Source organism: Knoellia remsis, from assembly GCF_003002895.1.
Lineage (GTDB): Bacteria > Actinomycetota > Actinomycetes > Actinomycetales > Dermatophilaceae > Knoellia > Knoellia remsis.
Genome location: NZ_PVTI01000005.1, coordinates 41,558 through 64,707, shown reverse-complemented (window position 1 = coordinate 64,707; position 23,150 = coordinate 41,558). Strand labels below are relative to the sequence as shown.

Genomic DNA, 23,150 nt, shown 5'->3' with positions numbered 1-23,150 from the left:
CGGCGGGTCACCGTCCTCGGGGAGGTCAGGTCCGGACGTCGCCCTCGCCGGCTCGGGCGAAGGGCGGCTCCGGCTCAGGGAGGGCATCGGACGCGGACAGCGGTGGCCACGTGTGGATGGATGCTAGCCCACAGTCATCTTGCAATGCGAGCGGATGAATCTCACATCGTGGATGGTTGCGGGGCCGGGTCCTCCGTGTCCGCGGCCGCGTCCTCGGGCGTCCTCCGGGCGCGTCGGCCGGTGTACCAGACGATGGCTAGCCCGAGGAGGAAGACGAGGATGCTCGTCCACACGTTGAGGCGCTGCCCGAGGATGAGCTCGGCCTCGTCGGTGCGCATCTTCTCGATGATGATCCGCCCGATCGGGTAGCCCGCGACGTACAACCCGAAGAGCTGACCGCGCGCGAGCCGGAAGCGCCGCTCGATGAGCAGGAGCGCGACCGCGAGGAGCAGGACGAAGACCGACTCGTAGAGGAAGGTCGGTTGGTAGGTGCCGAGCACGACGGCGTTGCCCTCCGCATCGCGCACGGCCCGACCGGCGCCCTGGTCCCACTCGTGGATGACGAGGCCCCACGGCTTGTCCGTCGGCGCGCCGTAGAGCTCGTTGTTGAACCAGTTGCCCCAGCGGCCGATGCCCTGCGCGACGGCGACACCCGGCGCAGCGGCGTCCGCGAAGTCGAGGAACCTCACCCCGGCGCGGCGGCACCCGATCCAGGCGCCGAGCGCGCCGAGGGCGATGGCGCCCCAGATGCCCAGGCCGCCCTGCCAGATCTTGAGCGCGTCGACCGGGTTGCCGTCCGGCCCCCAGTACGGGTCGGGCGTCGTGATGACGTGGTAGAGCCGGCCGCCGATGATCCCGGCGACGACCGCGTATGCCGCGACGTCGAGCACCTGCCCCGGCTCACCTCCGCGCGTGCGCATCCTGCGGTCGGTGATCCACACGGCGACGACGATGCCGAGGAGGATGCACAGCGCGTACCCGCGGATCGGGAACGGGCCGAGGTTGATCGCTCCCGTCGTCGGGCTCGGGATGTCGGCCGGGAGCGCCGCGAGGGCCAGCGTGGTCATGGGGACCATCATGGCCTCCGTCCTTGTGAGCCCACCGGGCGCCCGCCACTGCCACGCCGGCCGCTGCTGCGCCCGACGGTCACGACTGCCGGCGCTCCCGCACCCCGCGGGCGAGGTCCCGGGCCAGCTCGCGCACCGCCTCGAGCCGGGCCTCGACGTCACCGTCCTGCCCGTCGCCCGTGAGGGCACGCACGAAGGCGGTGCCGACGATGACACCGTCGGCGTACTCGGCGAGCTCGGCGGCCTGGTCGCCGTTCGAGACCCCGAGGCCGACGCACACGGGCAGCTCGGTCAGCGCGCGAGTTCGCTCGACGAGGTCGCGCGCCGCGGGACCGACGCTGGCGCGCTCGCCCGTGACCCCCATCGTCGACGCGGCGTAGACGAAGCCGCGGCTCGCGGCCGTGACCCGGGACAGCCGCTCTGGGGTCGAGCTGGGCGCCACGAGGAAAACGCGGTCGAGTCCCTCGCGGTCGCTCGCCGCGATCCAGTCGGCAGCCTCGTCCGGGATGAGGTCGGGGGTGATGAGCCCGGCACCACCCGCGGCGGCGAGCTCGGCGGCATACCGGTCGACGCCACGCCGCAGGATGAGGTTCCAGTAGCTCATGACGAGCGGTGGCGCGCCGGCGTCGCGCACCGCGCGCGCCGCGCGGAAGCCGTCGACGACGTGGGTGCCGGCTCGCAGCGCCGCCTCGGTGGCGCGCTGGATGACCGGGCCGTCGATGACCGGATCGGAGTAGGGCAACCCGATCTCGACGATGTCGACACCGGACTCGACCATGGCGACCATGGCGCGGATCGAGGTCTCGACGTCGGGGAAGCCCACGGGCAGGTAGCCGACGAGGGCAGCGCGACCCTCGGCGCGGCAGCGCTCGATGACCGAGGCGACACCCCGGTCGGTGTCGCCGGTGCCCGGCTCTGCGGAGGCCGTCACCTCGGTGCTCACAGCTGGGTCCTCCCGTCACCGGTCGCGCCCGGGTCGTCGGACTCACCGGGCGGGACGATCTCGTCGTCCTCGACGACGTCGTCGACGAGCCCGAACCACTCGGCGGCGGTGTGCATGTCCTTGTCCCCACGCCCGGAGAGGTTGACGAGGATGATCGCGTCGGGGCCGAGCTCGCGCCCGAGGTGCAGCGCACCGGCGAGGCCGTGGGCGGACTCGAGCGCCGGGATGATGCCTTCGGTGCGGCAGAGGAGGGCGAACGCCTCCATCGCCTCGTCGTCGGTGGCGTAGACGTACTCCGCGCGGCCGGTGTCGCGCAGGTACGAGTGCTCCGGGCCGACGCTGGGGTAGTCGAGGCCGGCCGACACCGAGTGCGACTCGACGGTCTGGCCGTCCTCGTCCTGCATGAGGTAGCTCATCGCCCCGTGGAGGACGCCGGGCGTCGCCGACGCGAAGCGTGCCGCGTGCCGCCCCTCGAGGCCCTCTCCCCCGGCCTCGACGCCGACGAGGCGCACGCCCTCGTCCTCGATGAAGCGGTGGAAGATGCCCATGGCGTTGGACCCGCCCCCGACACAGGCGACGACGACGTCGGGCAGGCGGCCGGTGTGCTCGAGGACCTGCTCGCGCGCCTCCACGCCGATGATGCGGTGGAAGTCGCGCACCATCTCCGGGAACGGGTGCGGACCCGTCACGGTGCCGATGAGGTAGTGCGTCGTGTCGACGGCGGCGACCCAGTCGCGCAGGGCCTCGTTGATGGCGTCCTTGAGGGTGGCGCTGCCGTGGTCGACGGGGACGACCTCGGCGCCGAGCATCCGCATGCGGGCGACGTTGAGCGCCTGACGCTCGGTGTCGACCTTGCCCATGTAGACGGTGCAGTCCAGGCCCATGAGTGCCGCGGCCGTCGCCGTGGCGACTCCGTGCTGGCCGGCGCCGGTCTCGGCGATCACGCGGGTCTTGCCCATCCGCTTGGTGAGGAGGGCTTGGGCGAGAACGTTGTTGATCTTGTGCGAGCCGGTGTGGTTGAGGTCCTCGCGCTTGAGGATGATGCGGGCGCCGCCGGCGTGCTCGGCGAATCGCGGCACCTCGGTGATGATGCTGGGCCGGCCGGTGTAGGTGCGGTGCAGCCGGTCGAGCTCGTCGAGGAACGTCGGGTCCGCCATCGCCGAGCGTCGGGCCTCGTCGAGCTCGTCGAGGGCCGGGATCAGCGCCTCGGGGACGTAACGTCCGCCGAAGTCGCCGAAACGTCCGGCCGTCATCGCTGCGGGGCGCGCGAGACGCCCTGTGCCGCAGACGTGCCCGCCTCGACGATGGCGCGCACTGCGGCGGCCGGGTCGTCACCGCGGACGAGCGCCTCCCCGACGAGCACCGCGTCGGCGCCCTGGGCGGCATACATCGCGGCGTCCTCGGGACCGGAGATGCCCGACTCGGCCACCCGGACGACCCCCGGCGGGATGAGCGGGGCGAGACGGGAGAACGTGTCGGCGTGCACCTCGAGCGTCTTGAGGTTGCGCGCGTTGACGCCGATGACCCGGGCGCCGGCGTCGACCGCGCGCTGGGTCTCGCCCTCGTCGTGGACCTCGACGAGGGCCGTCATGCCGAGGTCCTGGGCGAGGGTGTGCATCCGGACGAGCTCGTCGTCGGTGAGCGACGCGACGATGAGCAGGATGAGGTCGGCGCCGTGGGCGCGTGCCTCCCACAGCTGGTAGTCGGTGACCATGAAGTCCTTGCGCAGCACCGGGATCGAGACGGCGTCGCGCACGGCGTCGAGGTCGTCGAGCGAGCCCGAGAAGCGGCGTTGCTCGGTGAGGACGCTGATGGCGGTGGCTCCGGCCTCGGCATACGTGGCGGCGAGGGCTGCGGGGTCGGCGATGTCCGCGAGGGCACCCTTGCTCGGGCTGGCCCGCTTGACCTCGGCGATGAGCGAGAGGCCGTCAGCGCGCAGCCGCTCCTCGGCGTCGATCGGGGCCCCCCGCTCGGCGACGCGGCGCTCGAGCTCGGACTGGGCGACGCGCTCCTGGCGCGCGGCGAGGTCCTCACGCACACCGGCGACGATGGCGTCGAGCACGGTGGTCATGGGGCTCAGGCCGAGTTGGTGTCGCGGCGGGCGACCTGGCCGTCGACGCCGTAACCGGCGAGGGCGAGCACCTTGCCGACGACGAGACCGAGGATGACGACGACGACGCCGCCGATGAAGAGCGGCACGTTCGGGAACGCCACCGCGATCGACATGATGAGTGACCCGAGCAGGACGATGCCGACGAGCGCCCAGGCGGCGGTACTGCTGCCGTGGTGGTCCTCGTGCTGCTCGGCCATGGGTGCCTCCGGTGTGGTGTCGGTGCGGGTCTCGTGGGGTGCCCGCTGCGTGCGTGCGTGCAGGTCAGGGCTCGCTCGTCATTGTGTCAGGTTCGCGGGCCGCGGTGGACATCGGTCTCGTCGCCGTCGGCGCGTATGCCGGCGTCGTCGGCCCGTGCGTCAGTGTCGTCGGCGCGTATGCCGGTCTCGTCCGCGTGTGCGTGGGTCTTGTCCGCGTGTGCGTCGGTCTCGTCGGTCGGGTCCTCCCCCGCGGTGAGCTGGTCCCAGGTGCTCGCCCCGCGGGCTGCCCTGGCGCGCTCGGCGTCCTCGGCTCCCGTGGGTGAGGCCGGGGCGTCGTAGCGCGACGACAGCCCGGCGGGTCGGTCGGCCACCGCGAACGCCAGCGTGAGCAGGGCGGTGCCCGACAGCACGAAACCCAGCGCGGCGACCCACGGCCACAGCCCGAGGGTCGCGCTCGTCTCGAGCGATCCGCTCCGGCCGGCAGCGGCCGCGGCGATGGGACCGAGCACCCCTTCGGGGTCGGTGACGACCCGACCGATGCTCAGCAGGCCGGCGAGGACGGCCAGCCCGGTCAGCACGAGTGCCACGACCCGCGCCTTGCGACCCGCGGCAGCCGAGGCAACCGCCCCGGCGGCGACGACGAGCGCGATGCCGACGACCCCCGTCGCGGACTCCGATCCGGTCGCGCTCACGGCCTGGCGACCGAGCACGGCATCATTGACCGTCCCCGCGACCCAGGTGCGCGACGCGGTCACGACGACGACGAGCGCACCGAGCGCGACGAGGAGGACGAGGACACCCCGGCGGCGCAGCAGGGTCATACGCCCATCCCCGTCGTCGTGCGCAGTGCCGATCCGGTGGCGACGGCACGCAGGACGGCTGTCGCCTTGGCGATGCACTCCTCGTGCTCGGTGCGCGGGACCGAGTCCGCGACGATGCCGGCACCGGCCTGCACGTGGGCGGTCCCACTGTCGATGAGCGCAGTGCGGATGGCGATGGCCATGTCGAGGTCGCCATGGAAGTCGAGGTAGCCGACCACCCCGCCGTAGACGCCCCGCCGCGACGGCTCGTAGCCCTCGATGAGCGAGAGCGCCCGCGGCTTCGGCGCCCCCGAGAGCGTCCCCGCCGGGAAGGTCGACACGAGCACGTCGTAGGCCGCGACATCGTCCCGCAGCTCGCCGACGACGGTCGACTCGAGGTGCATGACGTGGCTGTAGCGGCGCACGTCCATGAACTCGACGACGTCGACGGTGCCGGGCCGGCTGATCCGGCCGATGTCGTTGCGGCCGAGGTCGACGAGCATGACGTGCTCGGAGCGCTCCTTGGGGTCGTCGAGGAGGTCGTCGGCGAGCCGGACGTCGTCCTCGGGACTCTTGCCGCGCGGACGGGAGCCGGCGATGGGGTGGGTGATGGCCTGGGTGCCGGTCACCTTGACGAGCGCCTCCGGTGAGCTGCCGACGACGTCGTATGCCGTCCCGTCCGGTCGCGTGAACCGGAACAGGTACATGTAGGGGCTCGGGTTGCCGGCCCGCAGCGCCCGGTAGACGTCGAGGGCGTCGGCCGGGCAGGGCATCGAGAACCGTTGCGAGAGAACGACCTGGAAGACCTCGCCGGCGCGGATGTCCTCCTTGGCACTCTCGACCATGGCTTCGTACTCGTCGCGGGTGAGGTTGCTCGTGACCTCCGTGAGTGCCTCGTCGACCGCGGCTGCGTCGACGACGGCCACCGTGCTCTCGGCCGAGGCGCCGAGATCGCGCGTCATCGCGTCGAGGCGGTCGACGGCGTCCGCCCACGCCTCCTCGACCCGCTCGTCGGTGGCGTCGTAGTTCACGGCGTTGGCGATGAGCAGGACGGAGCCGTCGCTGTGGTCGAGGACGGCGAGGTCGGTCGCGAGCATCATCGCGATCTCGGGGACGCCGAGGACGTCCGGCGCCACCTGCGGCACCTTCTCCCAGCGCCGCACGGCGTCGTAGGAGATCATCCCCACCATGCCGCCGGTGAGGGGCGGGAGGCCGGGCACGGGGTCGGTGGCCAGAGCGGCCACGGTGTCCCGCAGTGCCTCGGTGGCGGGGCCCGTCGTGGGCACGCCGACCGGCGGCTCGCCGATCCAGTGCGCCTCACCGCCGGACTCGGTGAGGGTGGCCCGGCTGGCGGCCCCGATGATCGAGTAGCGCGACCACACGCCGCCGTGCTCGGCGGACTCGAGGAGGAAGGTCCCGGGCCGGTTCTGCGCGAGCTTGCGGTAGAGCCCCACCGGTGTCTCGGCGTCGGCCATGAGCCGGCGGACGACGGGGATGACGCGGCGGTCCTGCGCGAGAACCGAGAACACGTCGAGCGACGGCCACGTCGTCCCGAAGGACAGGTCCGGGCTCGGCTGCGCGGCGTCAGAGGACATCATCACGGCGCCTCGGGCCCGACGGTCGCACCGAGGTCCCCGGCGTCGAAGCAGGTGCGGTCGCCGGTGTGGCAGGCCGCACCGACCTGGTGCACCCGCACGAGCAGCGCGTCACCGTCGCAGTCGGCGGCGACCGAGCGGACGAGCTGGGCGTGACCCGAGGTGTCGCCCTTGCGCCAGTACTCCTCGCGGCTGCGCGACCAGAAGGTCACCCGCCCCTCGGTCAGGGTGCGTCGCAGCGCCTCGGCGTCCATCCAGCCGAGCATGAGGACCTCGCCGGTGTCGTGCTGCTGGACGATGGCGGCAACGAGGCCGCGGTCGTCGAAGCTCAGCCGGTCGGCGATGCTGGGGTCGAGGTCGGGCACACGGGCCATTGTGCCGCGCACCTGTCTGGGCGCGAGGATGGGTCCATGTCTCCCGCTCTTCCCGGTATGCCGTCCGGCTCGCTCGCGCACGCCGAGCGGCTCGCGCTCTGCGACACCTTCGCGTCGGTCGGGCCGGACGCACCGACCCTGTGCACCCCGTGGACCACCCGGGACCTCGCCGCCCACCTCGTCGTCCGCGAGCAGCGACCCGACCTCGCAGCCGGGATCGTCGTACCGTTCCTCGCCGACCGCACCGAACGAGCGCAGTCCCGGGTCGCGTCCCGGCCATGGGGCGAACTCGTCGAGACCGTGCGGACGGGTCCCCCCGTGTGGCACCCGACCCGGCTGGGTCCCGTGGACGAGGTCGTCAACCTCGCCGAGATGGTCGTGCACCACGAGGACGTCCTGCGCGGCGACGGCGCACCCGGCCCGAGGAGGACACCGTCCGCCGAGCTCGAGGCGGCCGTGTGGGGACTGCTGTCCCGCATGGGTCGGCTGCTCTTCCGACGGGTCGAGGACGGCGTCGAGCTGCATGCACCCGGCCGCGACCCGCTCACCGTGCGCGGCGGCGAGGCGACCGTCCGCGTGACGGGCGCGCCGCTGGAAGTCCTGCTCACGGCATACGGACGACGCGGGGTCGCCGACGTCGAGGTGAGCGGACCCGACGAGGCGGTGGCGCGCTTCGCCACCGCCCACCTCGGTCTCTAGGCGGCTCGCTCAGCGGACGGGTATGCCGTCCGCGGCCAGCGCGCTCTTGACCTCGCCGATGCGCACCTCACCGAAGTGGAAGATGCTCGCGGCGAGGACGGCATCGGCGCCCGCGCGCACGGCCGGCGGGAAGTCGGCCGCGGCGCCGGCACCACCGCTCGCGATGACCGGGATCGACACCTCCGGCCGCACCCGCTCGATGAGCTCGAGGTCGAAGCCGGTCTTGGTGCCGTCGGCGTCCATCGAGTTGAGCAGGATCTCGCCGGCCCCCAGCGTGGCTGCACGGGCGCACCACTCGATGGCGTCGAGACCGGTGCCGGTGCGGCCACCGTGGGTCGTCACCTCGAAATCGCTTGTGGGAGAACCATCCTCGGCCCGGCGACGGCGCACGTCCGCCGACAGCACGAGCACCTGGGACCCGAACCGGTCGGCGGTCTCGGCAATGAGCTCGGGCCGCGCGATGGCGGCGGTGTTGACGCCGACCTTGTCCGCCCCGCTGCGCAGGAGCCGGTCGACGTCGTCGACGGTCCGCACTCCCCCGCCGACGGTGAGCGGGATGAAGACCTGCTCGGCGGTGCGGCGCACGACGTCATAGGTCGTCGCCCGGTCACCGCTGCTCGCGGTGACGTCGAGGAAGGTGATCTCGTCGGCGCCCTGCTCGCCGTAGGAGCGGGCGAGCTCGACGGGGTCGCCCGCGTCACGCAGGTTCTCGAAGTTCACGCCCTTGACGACCCGCCCCGCGTCGACGTCCAGGCAGGGGATGACTCGGATGGCGACGCTCACCACGAAAGCATATCGACCCGCCGATAATGGTCCGTATGCCGTCCGCCCGCCCGACCGCGCAGGTCACCGCCCGTGTCGCGGCCCGGTCCCGGCGGGAGGCACGGATCCGGCGCGACCGGCTCATGGCCCGGCTCGTCTTCATCCTCCAGTGCGGACTCGGCGCCGCGCTCGCGTGGTGGGTCGCGTCGTCGCTGCCCGGGCACGACCAGCCGTTCTTCGCCCCGGTGACGGCGATCATCACGCTCGGCATGTCCTACGGTCAGCGCGTCCGCCGGGCCGTCGAGGTCATGGTCGGTGTCGCGGTCGGAGTCCTCGTCGGGGACGTGTTCGTGCACGTCTTCGGCACCGGCGTCATCCAGGTGCTCGTCGTCGTCCTCATCGCCATGGGGGTGGCCTCGCTCGTTGGCGCCGGCATCCTCATCACCATCCAGGCGGGCGTGCAGGCCGCGATCGTCACGACCCTCGTCGCGGCACCGGGCCAGGCGTTCACGCGCTGGGTCGACGCCGTGGTGGGCGGTGTGGTCGCGCTGACGATCAGCGTCCTCGCGCCGGCCACCGGCCTGCACCGCCCCCGGCAGCGGGCCGCCGCGACCGTGCAGGAGGTCGCCGACATCCTGCGTGACACCGCAGCGGCCCTGCGCGCGTCCGACGTCGACCTCGGCGTCCGCACCCTCGATCGGGCCCGCCGCAGCGAGCGCCTGCTCGACGACCTGCGCTCGATCGCCGCCGAGGGCGTAGCGGTTGTGCGCCTCTCCCCCTTCCGGCGCCGTCACCTCCCGGGCGTCCAGGAGATCTCCAGCCTGCTCGACCCGCTCGACCGCGCCATCCGGAACCTGCGCGTCCTCGTCCGGCGCGCCTCGGTGAGCATCCGACGCGGCGAGACCGTCCCACCGGCATACGTCGCCCTCATCGACGACCTCGCCACGAGCTGCGATGACATCGCACGGCAGCTGCACGAGCGACGGGAGCCGGTGGCCGCCCGTCCCGGACTCGAGGCGCTCGGTGAGCGCAGTACCGTGCTCGACCGTCGGTCGAGCCTGTCCGGTGAGGTGATCCGCGCCCAGGTGCGTTCGATGATCGTCGACCTCCTCGCCCTCACCGGGCTCGAGATCGACGAGGCGCGGGCGCTCGTGCCGGTGTCACCGAACCCGACGGGTGCGCCGTCGACGGCCGAGGGTACCGGGGACCCCACGAGGGACGGGGCCGCCGGGGACGGCGTCGGGACGGAGCGACCCGAGTCGTAGGGTGACGCGCGTGCACACGGGCCCCACGGAGGACATGGACGACCGCGGCTCGGTCGACGTCCTCGCCGACCGGGTCCGCGAGCTCGTCGAGGCCCGCGGTCCGGGCGCCGGGCCGGTCACCGTCGTCGCGGTCGACGGACCCAGCGGCTCGGGCAAGACCACCCTCGCCGGCGAGCTCTCGCGCCGGCTCGGTGCCGAGCTGCTGCACGTGGACGACATGCACCAGGGCTGGACCGGTCTCTGCGAGACGACCCGCATCGCACGGCGCTCGCTCGTCGACGCGTGGCGCGGTGGCGAGCGGCCGGCATACCCCACGTGGGACTGGACCCGCGACGTGCGCGGAGCGGACCACCCGGCACCGACCCCCGATCTCGTCGTCCTCGAGGGCGTCGGGTCGTTCGCCATCGCCGGTGACGACGCGGCGGCCCGGGTCTGGGTCGAGGCGCCGACCGAGGAGCGCAAGCGGCGCGCCCTGACCCGTGACGGGGAGCTCTTCGCGGCGCACTGGGACGAGTGGGCCGACCAGGAAGCCGGGCTGTGGGCCACCGAGCCGGGCCGCGACGCCGCCGACCTCGTGCACGACACCGGCAGCGGCTCGGACGTCCTGCGCGAGGTGCCCGGCCACGATCTCGGAGCGCTCACCCGCCCGCCGATGTGGCTCGTCGTCCTCGGTGTCGTCGCGGTGTCGCTCAACATGCGGCTGCTCATGACCGGCCTGCCACCGCTGCTGCCGCGGCTGCGCGAGGACCTCGGGCTGTCGTCGGTGTGGCTCGGCGTCCTCACGACCCTCCCGGTGCTCTGCATGGGACTGCTCGCGCCCGCCTCCGCACGTCTCGGGCTGCGCCTCGGGGTGGCACGGTCCATCTCCCTCGCCATGGTCGCCGTCGTCATCGGCAACCTTGCGCGCTTCTGGGGGCACGAGGTCGTGGCGCTCTACCTGGGAACCCTCTGTGCCGGCGCCGGGATCGCCCTCGCCGGCACGCTGCTGCCCGGGATGGTGAAGCGCTCCTTCCCGCCGGGGCGCGCGGGGCTCGCGACCGGGCTGCAGATGTTCGCGATGATGGGCGGCGCAGGAGTGGCCGCGGCTGTCGCCGTCCCTCTCGCCGACGCCCTCGGCGACTGGACACGCTCCCTCGGCTTCTGGGGGCTGGTCGCCGTCATCGGCTTGCTCCTCTGGCTGCCGCTCGACCGGCGCATGCACGTGCGGGGCGACCACGACCAGCACCCACCGGACGCGAGCCACCGCCTCCCGTGGCGCAGCACGACCGCGTGGTTCGTCGCGGCGTTCCTCGCCCTGCAGTCGTGGCAGTTCTACTCGACCCTCGCGTGGCTGTCGCCAACCTATGTCGGGCACGGCTGGGACGCGCGCGACGCGGGGCTGCTGCTGTCGGTCTTCACCGGGGCACAGTTCGTGTCCGGGCTCGTCGGGCCGGCGCTCACCGACCGCGTCGGGGACTGGCGCGTGGTCCTGTTGGCTGCAGGCGCCTGCGGCCTCGTCGGCCAGAGCGGGGTGTGGCTCGCCGCCGATGCCGCGCCGTGGCTGTGGGCGGTGCTGCTCGGCATCGCCCAGGGCGCGTCCTTCGCGGTCGGTCTCGTCCTGCTCGTCCGGTATGCCGTGTCGCCGGCCGCCGCTGCCCGCTTCACCGCGATGGCCTTCCTCGTCTCCTACACGATCGCCTCGCTCGGGCCGATGACGATGGGTGCCGTCCGGGACGCGACCGGGGACTACTCGGCGATCTGGATGGTGCTGGCGATGCTCATGCTCGGGCAGCTGACAGCGGCGTCGCTGCTGCGCCCGAACCGTCCGCTCGTCACGTGACGAGGGTCGTGCCGTTGGGCCGAAGACCGACCAGGGCGCGGTCCAATGTGGCGAGTCGCCCTCCGTGGGCGACAGCGAGCGAGACGAGGTAGACGTCGGTGACCTGCCGGTGGCCCGAGACGTCGGCGAGGTCCACCTCGGCATACGGCACGTCGTCGGGCCAGAACACGCATCTCGGGTGGGACCGCCAGTGGTCGAGCAGACCCGTCAGTGTCGCCGGTGACTCCCCGATCCGCAGGACGAAGCGCGCCAAGGCCCCTTCGACGATGGGGCTGGTCGCGAAGGATCCGGGCTCCTGCCCGAACCAGCGCAGAGCCGCCTCGTGGTGCTCATGCTCGCCGAAGCTCAGCGCAATGAGGACATTGGCGTCAAGCAGGTGCGTCCTCACTCGTCGTCCAGCGCCTGTGCCACATCCTCGGACGTGATCCGGCGCCCGACGTGGATCACGGGAACCCCGGTCGTCGCGTCGACGTCGATCCGCACCGGCTCGTCGAGCTGGGCCAAACCGCGCACCGTCAGGTCTGCGAGCACAGCAGACAACGACTGGCCCCGCTGACGGGCCAGCTCACGAGCTCGACGATGGACGCCGGAGGGCAGGTCGACGGTGGTGCGCATGGGTGCATCATATCTGCATCAGTGGTGATGCAGACAGGTTCCGGCTCAGGTGCGGCGGGAGTGGGCGACGAGCTGGGCCAGGCGCCGGGCCTCGTCGCGCGAGGAGGGGCCGTCGGCCCGCTGGATCGCCATGACGGCCACCTGCTCGGTGTCGACGAGATGGATGCTCGCCCACGCCTCACCCTCGTCGAAGGTGACCTCCGTGATATCGGCCCACGGGATGTGTCGCGACCCGGCGAGGTTGCGCACCGTCAATCCCGTGTCGCCGGGGACCGCGCGAATGCTCGCCCAGCGCCAGAGCGCGGCGGCCAGCCCGACCCCGATGCCGGCCATGAGGCCCCGATCGGCGAGCGTCCACTCGCCGTTGAGGTGCCGGCCGCGCAGGAAGTAGCCGAGGACACCGAAGAGCGCCAGCGCGACGACGCCGAGCACGAGCGCCATGGTGCGGCCCCGGCGGGACGTGAACGGGGCACGGGACGGCGCGTCGGAGCCCACGGTGGTCACAACCGGCACGCGGAGATGTCGGTGACGAGGATGGCGCGGGCACCGAGCTCCCAGAGCTCGTCCATGACCTGGTTCGTGCCGGACCGCGGAACCATCGCTCGCACGGCCTTCCAGTCCGGGTTCTGCAGGTTCGAGACCGTCGGCGACTCCAGGCCCGGCGTCAGGGCGCACGCGGCGTCGACGACCGAGACGGGCACGTCGTAGTCGAGCATGACGTAGTGCCGCGCGGTGACGACTCCGAGCAGCCGGCGACGCAGCACCTCGATCGCGGCGTCCTGGTCGCTGCCGTCGCGGCGGATGAGGACCGCCTCGCTGCGCAGGATCGGGTCGCCGAAGACCTCGAGGCCCTGGCTGCGTAGCGTCGCGCCGGTCTCGACGACGTCGGCGATGACGTCCGCGACACCGAGGGTGATCGCGGTCTCGACGGCGCCGTCGAGACGCACGACCTCGGCCTGGACACCGTGGTCGGCGAGGTGCTTCTCGACGAGCCCGGGATAGCTCGTCGCCACCCGGCGACCGGCGATCTCGGGGACGGACGCCACGGAACCGGGGCGGCCGGCATACCGGAACGTCGAGGACCCGAAGCCGAGGGTCATGACCTCGGTCGCGGCGCTGCCGGAGTCGAGGAGCAGGTCGCGGCCGGTGATGCCGCAGTCGACGGTGCCGGAGCCGACGTAGACGGCGATGTCGCGCGGGCGCAGGTAGAACAGCTCGACCCCGGACGCCTCGTCGGTGACGACGAGCTCCTTGGAGTCGCGGCGGGTCCGGTAGCCCGCCTCGCGCAGCATCTCGGCGGCTGCGTCGGCGAGGGAACCCTTGTTGGGCACGGCAATTCGCAACATGAGTGGCCTTGCGGTCAGAGGTGGGCGTAGACGTCGTCGAGGGTGATGCCCTTGGCGACCATGAGGACCTGGAGGTGGTAGAGCAGCTGCGAGATCTCCTCGGCCGTGCGCTCGTCACCCTCGTGCTCGGCCGCCATCCACACCTCGGCGGCCTCTTCGACGACCTTCTTGCCGATGGCATGCACGCCGGCGTCGAGCTGCGCGACGGTGCCCGAGCCCGCAGGCCGGGTCACGGCCTTCTCGGAGAGCTCGGCGAAGAGGGCGTCGAAGGTCTTCACGCGCCAATCGTACGAGGGGCGACTGTGCGCAACGTGACAGCGGTCGCGACGGCGGCCAGTACCGCCTCGGCGCCCTTGTCCTCGCTCGACCCGGGTAGCCCGGCGCGGTCGAGCGCCTGCTCCTCGGTGTCGCAGGTGAGGACTCCGAACCCGACCGGCACCCCGGTGCGGGTGCTGACGTCGGTGAGGCCGTGGGTCACGCCGCTGCACACGTAGTCGAAGTGCGGTGTGCCACCGCGGATGACCACACCCAGGGCGACGAGCGCGTCGTGGGTCGGAGCGAGCCGGGCGGCGGCGACGGACAGCTCGACGGTGCCGGGGACGCGGAGGACCGGGGCATCGGGGAGCCCACTCGCGGCCAGCGCGCGGGTGGCGCCGTCGATGAGCCCGCTCATGACGACGTCGTGCCACGAGGCGGCGATGACGGCGACGCGCAGTCCGGTGCCGTCGACGGTGACCTCGGGGGCGCCGGCCTTCATGCGCTCACCTCGTGCGTGCTGCGACGGGGCTCGTCGCTCGCGTCGAGGACGAGGTCGTGGCCGAGCCGGTCGCGCTTCGCGCGCAGGTATGCCGCGTTCGTCGCCACCGGGGCCACCTGGTGGCGCTCGACGCCGGACACGGCGATGCCGGCGGCGCGGACGCCCTCGACCTTGGCGGGGTTGTTCGTCATGAGCCGAACGTCGCTGACCCCGAGGTCGTGCAGGATCGCGGTCGCCGCGGCGTAGTCGCGCGCGTCGACGGGCAGCCCCAGGGCCTCCTGCGCGGCGACGGTGTCCGCACCGGTGTCCTGGACGGCATACGCGGCGATCTTGTCGGCGAGGCCGACACCCCGGCCCTCGTGGCCGCGGACGTAGACCACGACGCCACCTTCGCGGGCGATGCGCGCCTGCGCCCGGCGCAGCTGTGGACCGCAGTCGCAGCGGGCCGAGCCGAGGACGTCGCCGGTGAGGCACTCGCTGTGCAGTCGGGCCAGCACGGGTCCGGCGTCGGCGAGCAGCCCGCGCGGGCTGACGAGCGCGAGGTGCTCGTCGCCGGTGAGGGCGTCGCGGTAGGCGTGCACGGTGAACGTGCCGTCCGCCGTCGGCAGCGTCGTCGTGGCGTGCCGGAGCACCCGGTCGTGACGCTGGCGGTGGGCGACGAGCTGCTCGATCGTGACGACCGGCAGGTCGTGCGCGGCACCGAGCTCGAGGACGGCGGGCGTGCGCATCATCGTGCCGTCGTCGTGGGTGAGCTCGGCGATCGCGCCGACGGGCTCGAGACCGGCGAGGCGACACAGGTCGACGGCCGCCTCGGTGTGCCCGCGGCGAGCCAGCACTCCCCCGGAGCGCGCCCGCAGCGGAACGACGTGGCCGGGGCGGACGAGGTCCGTCGCGGTCGTCGCCGGGTCGGCGAGGGTGCGGACCGTGTGGGCACGGTCCGCGGCGCTGATCCCCGTGCTGACGCCTGTCGCGGCGTCGACGGTGACCGTGTATGCCGTCCGCAGCCGGTCCTCGTTCTCCCGCACCATCGGCGGCAGGTCGAGGCGGTCGGCGAGCTCGGCCGGGACCGGGGCGCAGACGTACCCCGAGGAGTGCCGGATGGTCCAGGCCATCCACGCGTCCGTCAGGGTCTGCGCGGCGAGGACGACATCGCCCTCGTTCTCGCGGTCCTCGTCGTCGAGGACGAGGACGGGGCGCCCGGCGCGCAGGGCGTCGAGGGCATCGTCGACCGTCGACAGCGCACCCGGTGCCGTCGTGGGCGTGGATGGCGTCGCCGGGGCGGTCACGAGATCGCCTCCGTCAGCTCGGGCTGGGGGTCCTTCTCCTCGCGAGAGGCCTTGAGCCACACCGTGAAGCCGTAGAGGACGAGGGCGCCATACACGGCATACAGGATCGCGGACGGGTAGAACTTGCTGTGCCACAGCAGCGGCACGCCGACGAGGTCGACGGCGATCCACATGAGCCAGAAGTCGTTCCAGCCGCGGGCCATCGCGTAGGTCGCGAGCATCGAGCCGACGAAGATCCACGCGTCGCACCAGAAGTACCAGCGAGGCGCAGGCCAGTTCGTGCCGATTGTCGCGAAGAGCCACTGACCGATGACGACCCCGGCGACCCAGACGCCGACGTAGGCCGCCCGCTCGCGCATCGTCGCCCAGCGCGGGGTGATGGCGTGCTCGTCGCCGCCGCGGGCGTTGCGGTGCTGCTGCCAACGCCACCAGCCGTAGACGCTCGTGAGGATGAAGAACACCTGCCGCCCGGCCTGCCCGTAGAGCGTCTGGTTCTGCGGGTTGGTGAACGCGACACCGAAGAAGACGGTGAAGAGCAGGACGTTGCCGATGATGCCGACCGGCCAGGCCCAGACGCGGCGACGCATGCCGCCGATGGCGGAGGCGAAGCCGAAGGCGTTGCCGATGATCTCGCGCCAGAGGATGTGCGAGCTGCCGATCGTCAGCTGGGCCTCGAAGAGACGCTCGAGCCAGTTCATGCGGGGACCTCCGTTGTGGGTGTGGCGTGGGACGCCGTGGCAGGGATGGCGGGTGCTGCGTGGGTGGTGTGGGTGGCGAGCAGGCGCTCGACGTACTTCGCGAGCACGTCGACCTCGACGTTGACGCTGTCGCCGACGGCGCGGTGACCGAGGGTCGTCAGCTCGAGCGTCGTTGGGATGAGCGAGACCTCGAAGGTGGTGTCGGCGACCGCGGACACGGTGAGGCTTACCCCGTCGAGCGTGATCGACCCCTTCTCGACGACGTAGGGAGCCAGGGCGGGTGGCAGCGTGAAGGTGACGACCTCCCAGCGGTCGCCGGGCCGGCGGGCGAGGACGGTGCTCGTGCCGTCGACGTGACCCTGGACCACGTGCCCACCGAAGCGGCCGTTCAGCGCCATGGCCCGCTCGAGGTTGACCGGGCTGCCGGGGCCGAGGTCGCCGATGCCGGTGCGGGACAACGTCTCCGCCATGACGTCGACGCTGAACCAGCCCTCGTCGGCGTCGTGCTCGACGACGGTGAGGCAGACGCCGTTGACGGCGATGGACGCGCCGTGCGTCGTGTCGCTGACGACGAGTGGCCCCCGCAGGGTGAGCCGCGCCGACTCCTCGGCGTGGTCGATCCGCTCGACGCGGCCGAGCTCCTCAACGATTCCGGTGAACATCAGGTGTCTGCCTCCAGGTCCGTGGGGTGATGGCCGGGTGTGGGGATGGTCGCGGTGATGCGGATGTCCTGGCCGACGAAGGCCATGTCCGCCGGCTCGAGCCGCAGGATGTCGGCCATGGTCGTGATGCCGAGGTCGCTCACCGACGGGCGTCCGCGCCCGAGGAACGCCGGCGCGACGTAGGCCACGACCTCGTCGACGAGCCCGTCGGCGAGGAACGCGGCGGCCAGCGTCGGCCCGCCCTCGAGCCAGACGTGGTGAACGTCCCGCCGTGCCAGCTCGGCAAGGGCGTCCTGGGCCCTGCGGGTCCGCAGGTGCAGTGTTGGAGCTGCGTCGTCGAGGACGCGGGCAGTCGTCGGCAGGTCGCGTTGGCCCAGCACGACCCGCAGCGGCTGGCGGTCGTGGAGCGTGCCGTCGGGGCGGCGAGCCGTGAGGTGCGGGTCGTCCGTGAGCGCGGTGCCGGTACCGACGAGGATCGCTCCGCAGCGGGCGCGGCGCTCGTGCACGTCGGCGCGGGCCTCGGGGCCGGTGATCCACTGGCTCGTTCCGTCGGCCGCGGCGCTGCGCCCGTCGAGCGTGCTGGCGAGCTTCCACGTCACCCAGGGGCGACCGGTCCGGACGCTGTGCAGCCAGGTGCGGTTGAGCGCCGTCGCCTCGTCCTCGAGGACCCCGCCCTCGACGGCGACACCCTGCTCACCCAGCCACGTCGCGCCCCCGGCGGCCGCGACGTTCGGGTCGCTCACGGCATACACGACGCGCGTGACGCCGGCAGCCGCGAGGGCGCGGGAGCAGGGCCCGGTGCGGCCGCCGTGGTGGCAGGGCTCGAGCGTGACGTATGCCGTGGCGCCGGACGCGCGGTCACCTGCGGCCGCGAGGGCGGCGGCTTCCGCGTGGGGTGTGCCGGCACCGTCGTGCCAGCCCTCGGCGACGAGCTCACCATCAGCGCCGACGAGGACGCAGCCGACACGGGGGTTGGCGTCGGCCTCCGGCCCGCGCTCGGCGAGCGTGAGGGCACGGCGCATCCACTCGATGTCGCTCGTGCGCTGATCCTGCATGTCCCGTTCCTCGTGCTCCAGACCTGTCGGTCGAGCTCCGGGGGACGTGCGGTGCGGCTCGGCGTCGTCGGTGGTCGGGCGGGCCGATGGGACCGTGCCGTCGTGCGACGCGACCCTCTCGCGAGGGTCCCGCTGTCACGTGCTGCCTACCATCCGGACTTTCACCGTCGGTCCAGGAGTTCCACCTGGTCAACCGGCCGCTGGCTGCGGCCGGGTCGCGGACTGTCACCGCCGGTTCGGAATTGCACCGACCCCGGAGCACGTCGGCGCCCAGTATGCCGCAGGGTCACCGAGCGCTGCTGCCCCGTCCACCGTGACCTCCCCCACTGCGACTTATTGCCCGTTCCGGTCGCGCCAAACCCCACTGATTGCCCGTTCCGGTCGCGCCCGACTCCACTGATTGCCCGTTCCGGTCGCGCCAAACCCCACTGATTGCCCGTTCCGGTCAGCCCCGGCGCACGGAACCGGCAATCAGTCGGGAGTCAGTCGATGGTGATGCCGAAGACCGAGAGCAGGCCCGGTGCGGCGTCGAGGTCGACTCGGGCACCGGTGAGCCGGTTGTCGCGCGGGTCGAGGGCGAGGCCCCGGGTGCCACGCAGATCGGCCTCACGCAGGTCGGTGCCGCTGAACCGCGCCCCGGAGAGGTCGCTCCCGCCGAGGTCCGCGCGACGCAGCTCGGCCTCGGTAAAGTCGACGTCGACGAGCTGGCAGTCGCGGAAGGTGAACCCGGTGAGGTCCATGCCTGCGAAAGTCGCCCCGTCGAGGCGACACCGTTCGAACCGGATCGGCTGTGCCAGAAGCGAACCCGCTCCGGTCGCCGTCCAGTTGAGGGCCAGCAGCTTGCACCCGACGAAGGTGCAGTCGACGAACCGGGTGTCGGTGAGGACCGTCATCGACAGGTTGCAGGCCGTGAAGGTGCACTCTTCGAACGTGCAGCCCACGATCTTCGTGCGCTCCCACGTGAGCCCCTCCAGCTCTGCGCCGACGACCTCACGACCACGCAGCACCTCGCCGGGATCAAGCGAGTCCAGCGTCGACGGCTCCATTGTCAGTGCGCGTGCGCCGTTGCGAGAGAACGCAGCTCGTCCACGGCGACCGCGGCGACCTCCGCGCCATACACCGCCGAACCAGCGACGAAGACGTCAGCCCCCGCCTCGGCGCACTGCTCGATCGTCGACGCCGACACTCCCCCGTCGACCTGGACCCAGACGTCGCCGCCGTGCCGCCGTACGGCCTCGCGGACCTCGCGCACCTTGGGCAGCTGGTCGGCCATGAACGACTGTCCGCCGAAGCCCGGCTCGACGGTCATGACGAGCACCATGTCGAGGTCCGGCAGCAGGTCCTCGTACGGCTTCCACGGCGTCCCCGGCTTGATCGCCATCCCCGCGCGGGCACCGGCCGACCGCAGCGTCCGTGCCAGGCTGCGCGGGTCGCGAGCCGCCTCGACGTGGAAGGTCACCGACTGCGCCCCGGCCTCGGCGTAGCCGGGCGCCCACCGGTCGGGGTCGGTGATCATGAGGTGGCAGTCGAGCGGGATCGGCGACACCTTGAGCAGGGACTCGACGACCGGCAGCCCGAGGGTGAGGTTCGGGACGAAGTGGTTGTCCATGACGTCGACGTGCGCCCAGTCCGCGTTCGAGATCGCGTCGAGCTCGGTCTGGAGGTTGGCGAAGTCGGCGGAGAGGATCGACGGGGAGATCTGCACGAGCCGAACCCTATCCAGCCGCGGAACCCGCGACGACCGTCAGCCCTTCTTGCGCAGCAGCGTCAGGAACATCGCGTCGGTGCCGTGCACGTGCGGCCACAGCTGTACCGCTGGCCCGTCACCGAGGTCGTGCAGCTCCCCACCCGACGCATCCCGGAAGAACGGCCGGGCGTCGATGACCTCGATGTCGTCTCGCTTCTTGAGGACGTCGCGCACGACGAACGTCGTCTCGGCCGGGTGCGGGCTGCACGTCGCGTAGCCGACCACCCCACCGGGCGCCACAGCGTCGATGGCCGACCGCAGCAGGTCGCGCTGCAGCGGCCCGAGCTGGGCGAGGTCACCGGGCTGGCGCCGCCACCGCGCCTCCGGACGGCGTCGAAGCGCGCCGAGACCGGTGCAGGGAGCATCGACGAGGACGCGCCCGTATGCCGCGGGCTCGGCGTCGCCGACCTCGCGACCGTCCGCGGTCCGCACCTCGACGGAGACGCCGGAAGCCTTGGCGCGCAACGTGATCGGCTCCAGGGTCGAGCGAACCAAGTCCGCACGGTGATCGCTCACCTCGACCGCGACGAGGTCGGCGCCGGCCTCGAGCGCGAGTGCGCCGAGGACGCCGCTCTTGCCGCCCGGCCCCGCGCACAGGTCGAGCCAACGCCGCGGCACGCCGTCAGCGACCGGCACGGCGGCCAGAGCGAGCGCGAGCAGCTGGGAGCCCTCGTCCTGAACGGCGGCACGACGCTCGCGCACGGCGGTCACCCCGCTGGGGTCACCACCGGAGAGCACCGCACCGATCGGCGAGGTCTCGCTCGCGGACGCGCCGGCCTGGACGAGCTCGTCGACCGACGCGAGACCGGGCCGGGCCACGAGGCTCACCCGGGCCGGGGTGTTGTCGGCCTCCAGGAGGGTGCGCAGCTCGGTGTCGACGGCCTCGGCGGTCGCCCGTCCGTGTCCGATGAGGGCTCCGCGCAGTGCGGTGACGACCCACTCCGGGTGGGAGTACTCGACCGCGAGCGCGGCGGCTCCCCCACCCTCCGGCACGACGCGCGCGAGCCACTCGTCTCGTGTCGCCTCACTGACCCGACGCATCACCGCGTTGACGAAGCCGCTGGCCCCGGCACCACTCACGGTGCGCGCGAGCCCCACGGTCTGGTCGGCAGCCGCGTGGACCGGCACCCGCATGCCGAGGAGCTGGTGGGCGCCGAGACGCAGGACGTCGAGCACACCGGTGTCGATGCGTGAGGTCGGCCGGTCCGCCGCGGCCGCGATAACGGCGTCGTAGAACCCCTGCATCCGCAGGGTGCCGAATCCCAGCTCGGTCGCGAACGCCGCGTCCCGGGTGTCGAGCCGGTGCCGTCGGATGATCGCGGGGAACTCGAGGTTGGCGTAGCCGCCCTCCGCGACGGCCCGCAGGAGCGTGTATGCCGCGAAGCGCGCCGGTTCCGCGCGCTTCGCGCGTTCGCTCGGCTTCTGCCGCGAGCGCTGCTGGCGCTGGGGTGGACCGCCACCCTGCCGCCCGCTGCTCTGCTGTCGATCGCCCTGCCGTCGACCGCCCTGCGGCGCGCCACCCCGTTGCTCGTCGCGCGGCCGCCGGGGTCGCGACCGGTCGGGTCGACCGGCACCTTGCGAGCGCGATTCGCTCATGACGTCACCTCACTGCCGGCGAAGACCTCGCCGGGCTCGATGCGCACACCGCGGGCCCAGTCCGCCGCCGGCATGGCCCTCTTGCCGTGTGGCCGGACCTCACCGAGGGTGACCACTCCGGAGGCGGTACCGACGTGGACGGCCCGCTTCGTCGCGACGATCTCCCCCGGAGCCGGCACCTTCTCGCCCGACGGCACCGCGTCGGCCGCCGCCACGGTCACCGGCCCTATCCCGAGCCGCTCGCCACGGAAGGTCGTCCACGCGCCCGGGGCCGGAGTGCACCCACGGACGTGACGGTCGACGGCATACGCCGGCACCGTCCACGTCACCTCGGCGTCCGCGCTCGTGAGCTTCGCGGCGTGCGAGACGCCCTCGCTCGGCTGTGGGACCGGGGTGAGCCGTCCTGCCTCGAGACCGTCCATCGTCGCGACGAGCAGGCCGGCTCCGGCGTCGGCGAGCCGGTCGAGGAGGGTGCCGGCGGTGTCGTCGGGACGGATCGTCTCGGTCATCACGCCGAGGACGGGGCCGGTGTCGAGCCCCTCCTCGATGACGAAGGTGCTCGCTCCCGTCGTCTCGTCGCCGGCCATGATGGCGCGCTGGACGGGCGCCGCGCCTCGCCACGCGGGCAGCACGGAGAAGTGCAGGTTGACCCAGCCGTGCGCGGGGATGTCGAGGACCTCTCGCGGGAGGAGCGCGCCGTACGCGACGACCGGGCAGGCGTCGGGCCCGAGCTCGCGCAGCCGCGCCTGGAACTCGGGGTCGCGCGGACTCGCGGGGGTGAGGACCTCGATGCCGCGTTCCAGGGCGACAGCCTTGACCGGCGAGGGCTGGAGCGTGCGGCCGCGACCCGACCGGGCGTCAGGTCGAGTGACGACCGCCACCACCTCGTGGTCGGAGGCGATCAGCGCCTCGAGTGACGGGACGGCGGTCTCTGGGGTTCCCGCGAACACCAGCCTCATCGGGTCGGGTCCACGCGGTCTCGGCTCGTCACGCGGGCCAGTCTACGAAGGGCCGCTCCGGCTACGACTCGCAGGCGACGCCGTCCTTGTCCCGGTCGAGCCCAGCGCGATAACCGGGCTCACCGGCATACAAGGGTGCCGCGCCCGCGGCACGGGCCTCCGCGCACGACCCGTAGTAGACGTCGTTCTCCTCGGGAGGTGGTGCCGGTGCAGTCGTACGAGGTCGCGGGGCCGTCGTCCGCGGTGGCACCGGGGTCCGTGGTGGTGACGTGGAGCGCGGCACCGACTGCAGGGGCACGGGCGCCGTTGGGCGAGCCGCTGGGGTGGCTGTCACAGTCGCCGTCACGGTCGCCGTCAACGTCGGGGCGGGCTCGGTGCTTGTGGCCGTCGCCGTCACGGTGGTGGCGGGTGTCGACTCCGTGTCGTCGCCGAGGACGGCCGAGCAGGTGGCCAGCAGACCGAGGAGGACGAGTCCGAGGCACCCGCACCCGAGTGCCGCCTCGCGCTTGCCCCGTCGGGTGCCTCCCATCGCCGGGTCGTGCCCGAACAGGCCTGGCGGGCCGGCCGTCGATGCACCCTCCTCGTCCAACCAGAAGTTCCATCCAGCCGGGGCGGTGGGCCACGCGGGATCAGGCGCCCAGCCCTTCGGCGGTATCCATCCCGACGGCGGCACCGGCCAACCGGGAGCAGGGTTGAAGCGATCGGCCATCGGACCCCCTGGTCCACGCACGTCCGGAGCGTCGTTGCTCCGACCCCCACCCTAGGACCGCGCGCCGAGTCTCGCCTGTCGAGTGC

Annotated in this window: 27 protein-coding genes and 1 riboswitch; of the genes, 3 read left to right on the top strand and 24 right to left on the bottom strand. The window is 72.7% G+C overall.

All coding sequences use genetic code 11. From position 1 onward, the window contains the following. Positions 1-161: 161 nt before the first annotated feature. From lgt to hisI, 8 genes are all read right to left on the bottom strand, one after another. A complete protein-coding gene (gene lgt, locus BCF74_RS04570) occupies positions 162-1,067 on the bottom strand; it encodes a prolipoprotein diacylglyceryl transferase (protein WP_425432800.1) in 906 nt (301 codons plus the stop codon). A 79-nt stretch (positions 1,068-1,146) separates the two neighbouring features. Further along, the gene (gene trpA, locus BCF74_RS04565; RefSeq protein ID WP_106296774.1) at positions 1,147-2,010 is read right to left on the bottom strand and encodes a tryptophan synthase subunit alpha; all 864 of its coding nucleotides are present in this window, start codon (positions 2,008-2,010) and stop codon (positions 1,147-1,149) included. Then, complete coding sequence (trpB, locus tag BCF74_RS04560) at positions 2,007-3,263, bottom strand: tryptophan synthase subunit beta (protein ID WP_106296773.1); 1,257 nt, start codon at positions 3,261-3,263, stop codon at positions 2,007-2,009. Before trpB ends, trpA begins: the two co-directional genes overlap by 4 nt. Next, a complete protein-coding gene (gene trpC, locus BCF74_RS04555) occupies positions 3,260-4,081 on the bottom strand; it encodes an indole-3-glycerol phosphate synthase TrpC (protein WP_106296772.1) in 822 nt (273 codons plus the stop codon). The genes trpB and trpC overlap by 4 nt, the downstream gene beginning before the upstream one ends. A gap of 5 nt (positions 4,082-4,086) precedes the next feature. Beyond that, positions 4,087-4,320 carry an HGxxPAAW family protein gene (locus tag BCF74_RS04550; RefSeq protein WP_106296771.1) on the bottom strand — a complete coding sequence of 78 codons (234 nt, stop codon included), beginning with the start codon at positions 4,318-4,320 and terminating at the stop codon, positions 4,087-4,089. A gap of 86 nt (positions 4,321-4,406) precedes the next feature. After that, a complete protein-coding gene (locus BCF74_RS04545; protein WP_106296770.1) occupies positions 4,407-5,141 on the bottom strand; it encodes a Trp biosynthesis-associated membrane protein in 735 nt (244 codons plus the stop codon). Then, positions 5,138-6,715, bottom strand: a complete 1,578-nt coding sequence (locus BCF74_RS04540; RefSeq protein ID WP_106296859.1) for an anthranilate synthase component I — start codon at positions 6,713-6,715, stop codon at positions 5,138-5,140. The genes BCF74_RS04545 and BCF74_RS04540 overlap by 4 nt, the downstream gene beginning before the upstream one ends. Before the next feature lie 2 nt (positions 6,716-6,717). Beyond that, positions 6,718-7,089: a phosphoribosyl-AMP cyclohydrolase gene (gene hisI / locus BCF74_RS04535; RefSeq protein ID WP_106296769.1), complete on the bottom strand. Its 372-nt coding sequence runs from the start codon at positions 7,087-7,089 to the stop codon at positions 6,718-6,720. Between the two features lie 36 nt (positions 7,090-7,125). Here hisI and BCF74_RS04530 point away from each other — a divergent pair, with 36 nt between their 5' ends. Then, entirely contained in the window at positions 7,126-7,788 is a 663-nt protein-coding gene (locus tag BCF74_RS04530; protein WP_245889208.1) for a TIGR03085 family metal-binding protein, read from the top strand. 9 nt (positions 7,789-7,797) lie between these two features. On the opposite strand, the gene hisF is transcribed toward BCF74_RS04530, so the two are convergent. Then, a complete protein-coding gene (hisF, locus tag BCF74_RS04525) occupies positions 7,798-8,571 on the bottom strand; it encodes an imidazole glycerol phosphate synthase subunit HisF (RefSeq protein WP_106296767.1) in 774 nt (257 codons plus the stop codon). 35 nt (positions 8,572-8,606) lie between these two features. Between hisF and BCF74_RS04520 the strand changes: the two genes are divergently transcribed. Together BCF74_RS04520 and BCF74_RS17045 are read left to right on the top strand one after the other, a co-directional pair. Next, positions 8,607-9,815, top strand: coding sequence for an FUSC family protein (locus tag BCF74_RS04520; RefSeq protein ID WP_106296766.1), 1,209 nt, complete (start codon positions 8,607-8,609; stop codon positions 9,813-9,815). A 10-nt stretch (positions 9,816-9,825) separates the two neighbouring features. Beyond that, positions 9,826-11,634: an MFS transporter gene (locus BCF74_RS17045; protein WP_146132873.1), complete on the top strand. Its 1,809-nt coding sequence runs from the start codon at positions 9,826-9,828 to the stop codon at positions 11,632-11,634. On the opposite strand, the gene BCF74_RS04510 is transcribed toward BCF74_RS17045, so the two are convergent. The 15 genes from BCF74_RS04510 to BCF74_RS04440 all read right to left on the bottom strand — a co-directional run bounded on the left by BCF74_RS04510 (position 11,627) and on the right by BCF74_RS04440 (position 22,884). Next, complete coding sequence (locus tag BCF74_RS04510) at positions 11,627-12,022, bottom strand: TA system VapC family ribonuclease toxin (protein WP_106296765.1); 396 nt, start codon at positions 12,020-12,022, stop codon at positions 11,627-11,629. The genes BCF74_RS17045 and BCF74_RS04510 overlap by 8 nt on opposite strands. Beyond that, on the bottom strand, positions 12,019-12,249 hold the full coding sequence (locus BCF74_RS04505; protein WP_106296764.1) for a hypothetical protein: 231 nt from the start codon (positions 12,247-12,249) through the stop codon (positions 12,019-12,021). The genes BCF74_RS04510 and BCF74_RS04505 overlap by 4 nt, the downstream gene beginning before the upstream one ends. Positions 12,250-12,294: 45 nt before the next feature. Then, entirely contained in the window at positions 12,295-12,753 is a 459-nt protein-coding gene (locus BCF74_RS04500; protein ID WP_245889207.1) for a PH domain-containing protein, read from the bottom strand. Continuing rightward, complete coding sequence (gene hisG, locus BCF74_RS04495) at positions 12,750-13,595, bottom strand: ATP phosphoribosyltransferase (protein WP_106296763.1); 846 nt, start codon at positions 13,593-13,595, stop codon at positions 12,750-12,752. Before hisG ends, BCF74_RS04500 begins: the two co-directional genes overlap by 4 nt. Before the next feature lie 14 nt (positions 13,596-13,609). Then, positions 13,610-13,873: a phosphoribosyl-ATP diphosphatase gene (locus BCF74_RS04490; protein WP_106296762.1), complete on the bottom strand. Its 264-nt coding sequence runs from the start codon at positions 13,871-13,873 to the stop codon at positions 13,610-13,612. Beyond that, on the bottom strand, positions 13,870-14,352 hold the full coding sequence (gene ribH, locus BCF74_RS04485; RefSeq protein ID WP_106296761.1) for a 6,7-dimethyl-8-ribityllumazine synthase: 483 nt from the start codon (positions 14,350-14,352) through the stop codon (positions 13,870-13,872). Before ribH ends, BCF74_RS04490 begins: the two co-directional genes overlap by 4 nt. After that, on the bottom strand, positions 14,349-15,638 hold the full coding sequence (ribB, locus tag BCF74_RS04480) for a 3,4-dihydroxy-2-butanone-4-phosphate synthase (protein WP_106296760.1): 1,290 nt from the start codon (positions 15,636-15,638) through the stop codon (positions 14,349-14,351). Before ribB ends, ribH begins: the two co-directional genes overlap by 4 nt. Then, positions 15,635-16,336, bottom strand: a complete 702-nt coding sequence (pnuC, locus tag BCF74_RS04475; protein ID WP_106296759.1) for a nicotinamide riboside transporter PnuC — start codon at positions 16,334-16,336, stop codon at positions 15,635-15,637. The genes ribB and pnuC overlap by 4 nt, the downstream gene beginning before the upstream one ends. Then, entirely contained in the window at positions 16,333-16,998 is a 666-nt protein-coding gene (locus BCF74_RS04470; protein WP_106296758.1) for a riboflavin synthase, read from the bottom strand. Before BCF74_RS04470 ends, pnuC begins: the two co-directional genes overlap by 4 nt. After that, positions 16,998-18,053, bottom strand: a complete 1,056-nt coding sequence (ribD, locus tag BCF74_RS04465) for a bifunctional diaminohydroxyphosphoribosylaminopyrimidine deaminase/5-amino-6-(5-phosphoribosylamino)uracil reductase RibD (protein ID WP_106296757.1) — start codon at positions 18,051-18,053, stop codon at positions 16,998-17,000. Before ribD ends, BCF74_RS04470 begins: the two co-directional genes overlap by 1 nt. 135 nt (positions 18,054-18,188) lie before the next feature. After that, positions 18,189-18,319, bottom strand: a riboswitch (FMN riboswitch). A gap of 216 nt (positions 18,320-18,535) precedes the next feature. After that, positions 18,536-19,099, bottom strand: coding sequence for a pentapeptide repeat-containing protein (locus BCF74_RS04460; RefSeq protein ID WP_106296756.1), 564 nt, complete (start codon positions 19,097-19,099; stop codon positions 18,536-18,538). A 2-nt stretch (positions 19,100-19,101) separates the two neighbouring features. Further along, positions 19,102-19,758: a ribulose-phosphate 3-epimerase gene (gene rpe, locus BCF74_RS04455; RefSeq protein WP_106296755.1), complete on the bottom strand. Its 657-nt coding sequence runs from the start codon at positions 19,756-19,758 to the stop codon at positions 19,102-19,104. 39 nt (positions 19,759-19,797) lie between these two features. Beyond that, complete coding sequence (locus BCF74_RS04450) at positions 19,798-21,396, bottom strand: transcription antitermination factor NusB (RefSeq protein ID WP_106296754.1); 1,599 nt, start codon at positions 21,394-21,396, stop codon at positions 19,798-19,800. Further along, on the bottom strand, positions 21,393-22,355 hold the full coding sequence (gene fmt / locus BCF74_RS04445) for a methionyl-tRNA formyltransferase (protein ID WP_106296753.1): 963 nt from the start codon (positions 22,353-22,355) through the stop codon (positions 21,393-21,395). Before fmt ends, BCF74_RS04450 begins: the two co-directional genes overlap by 4 nt. A 61-nt stretch (positions 22,356-22,416) precedes the next feature. Then, a complete protein-coding gene (locus BCF74_RS04440) occupies positions 22,417-22,884 on the bottom strand; it encodes an excalibur calcium-binding domain-containing protein (protein WP_106296752.1) in 468 nt (155 codons plus the stop codon). Between the last annotated feature and the right edge of the window lie 266 nt (positions 22,885-23,150).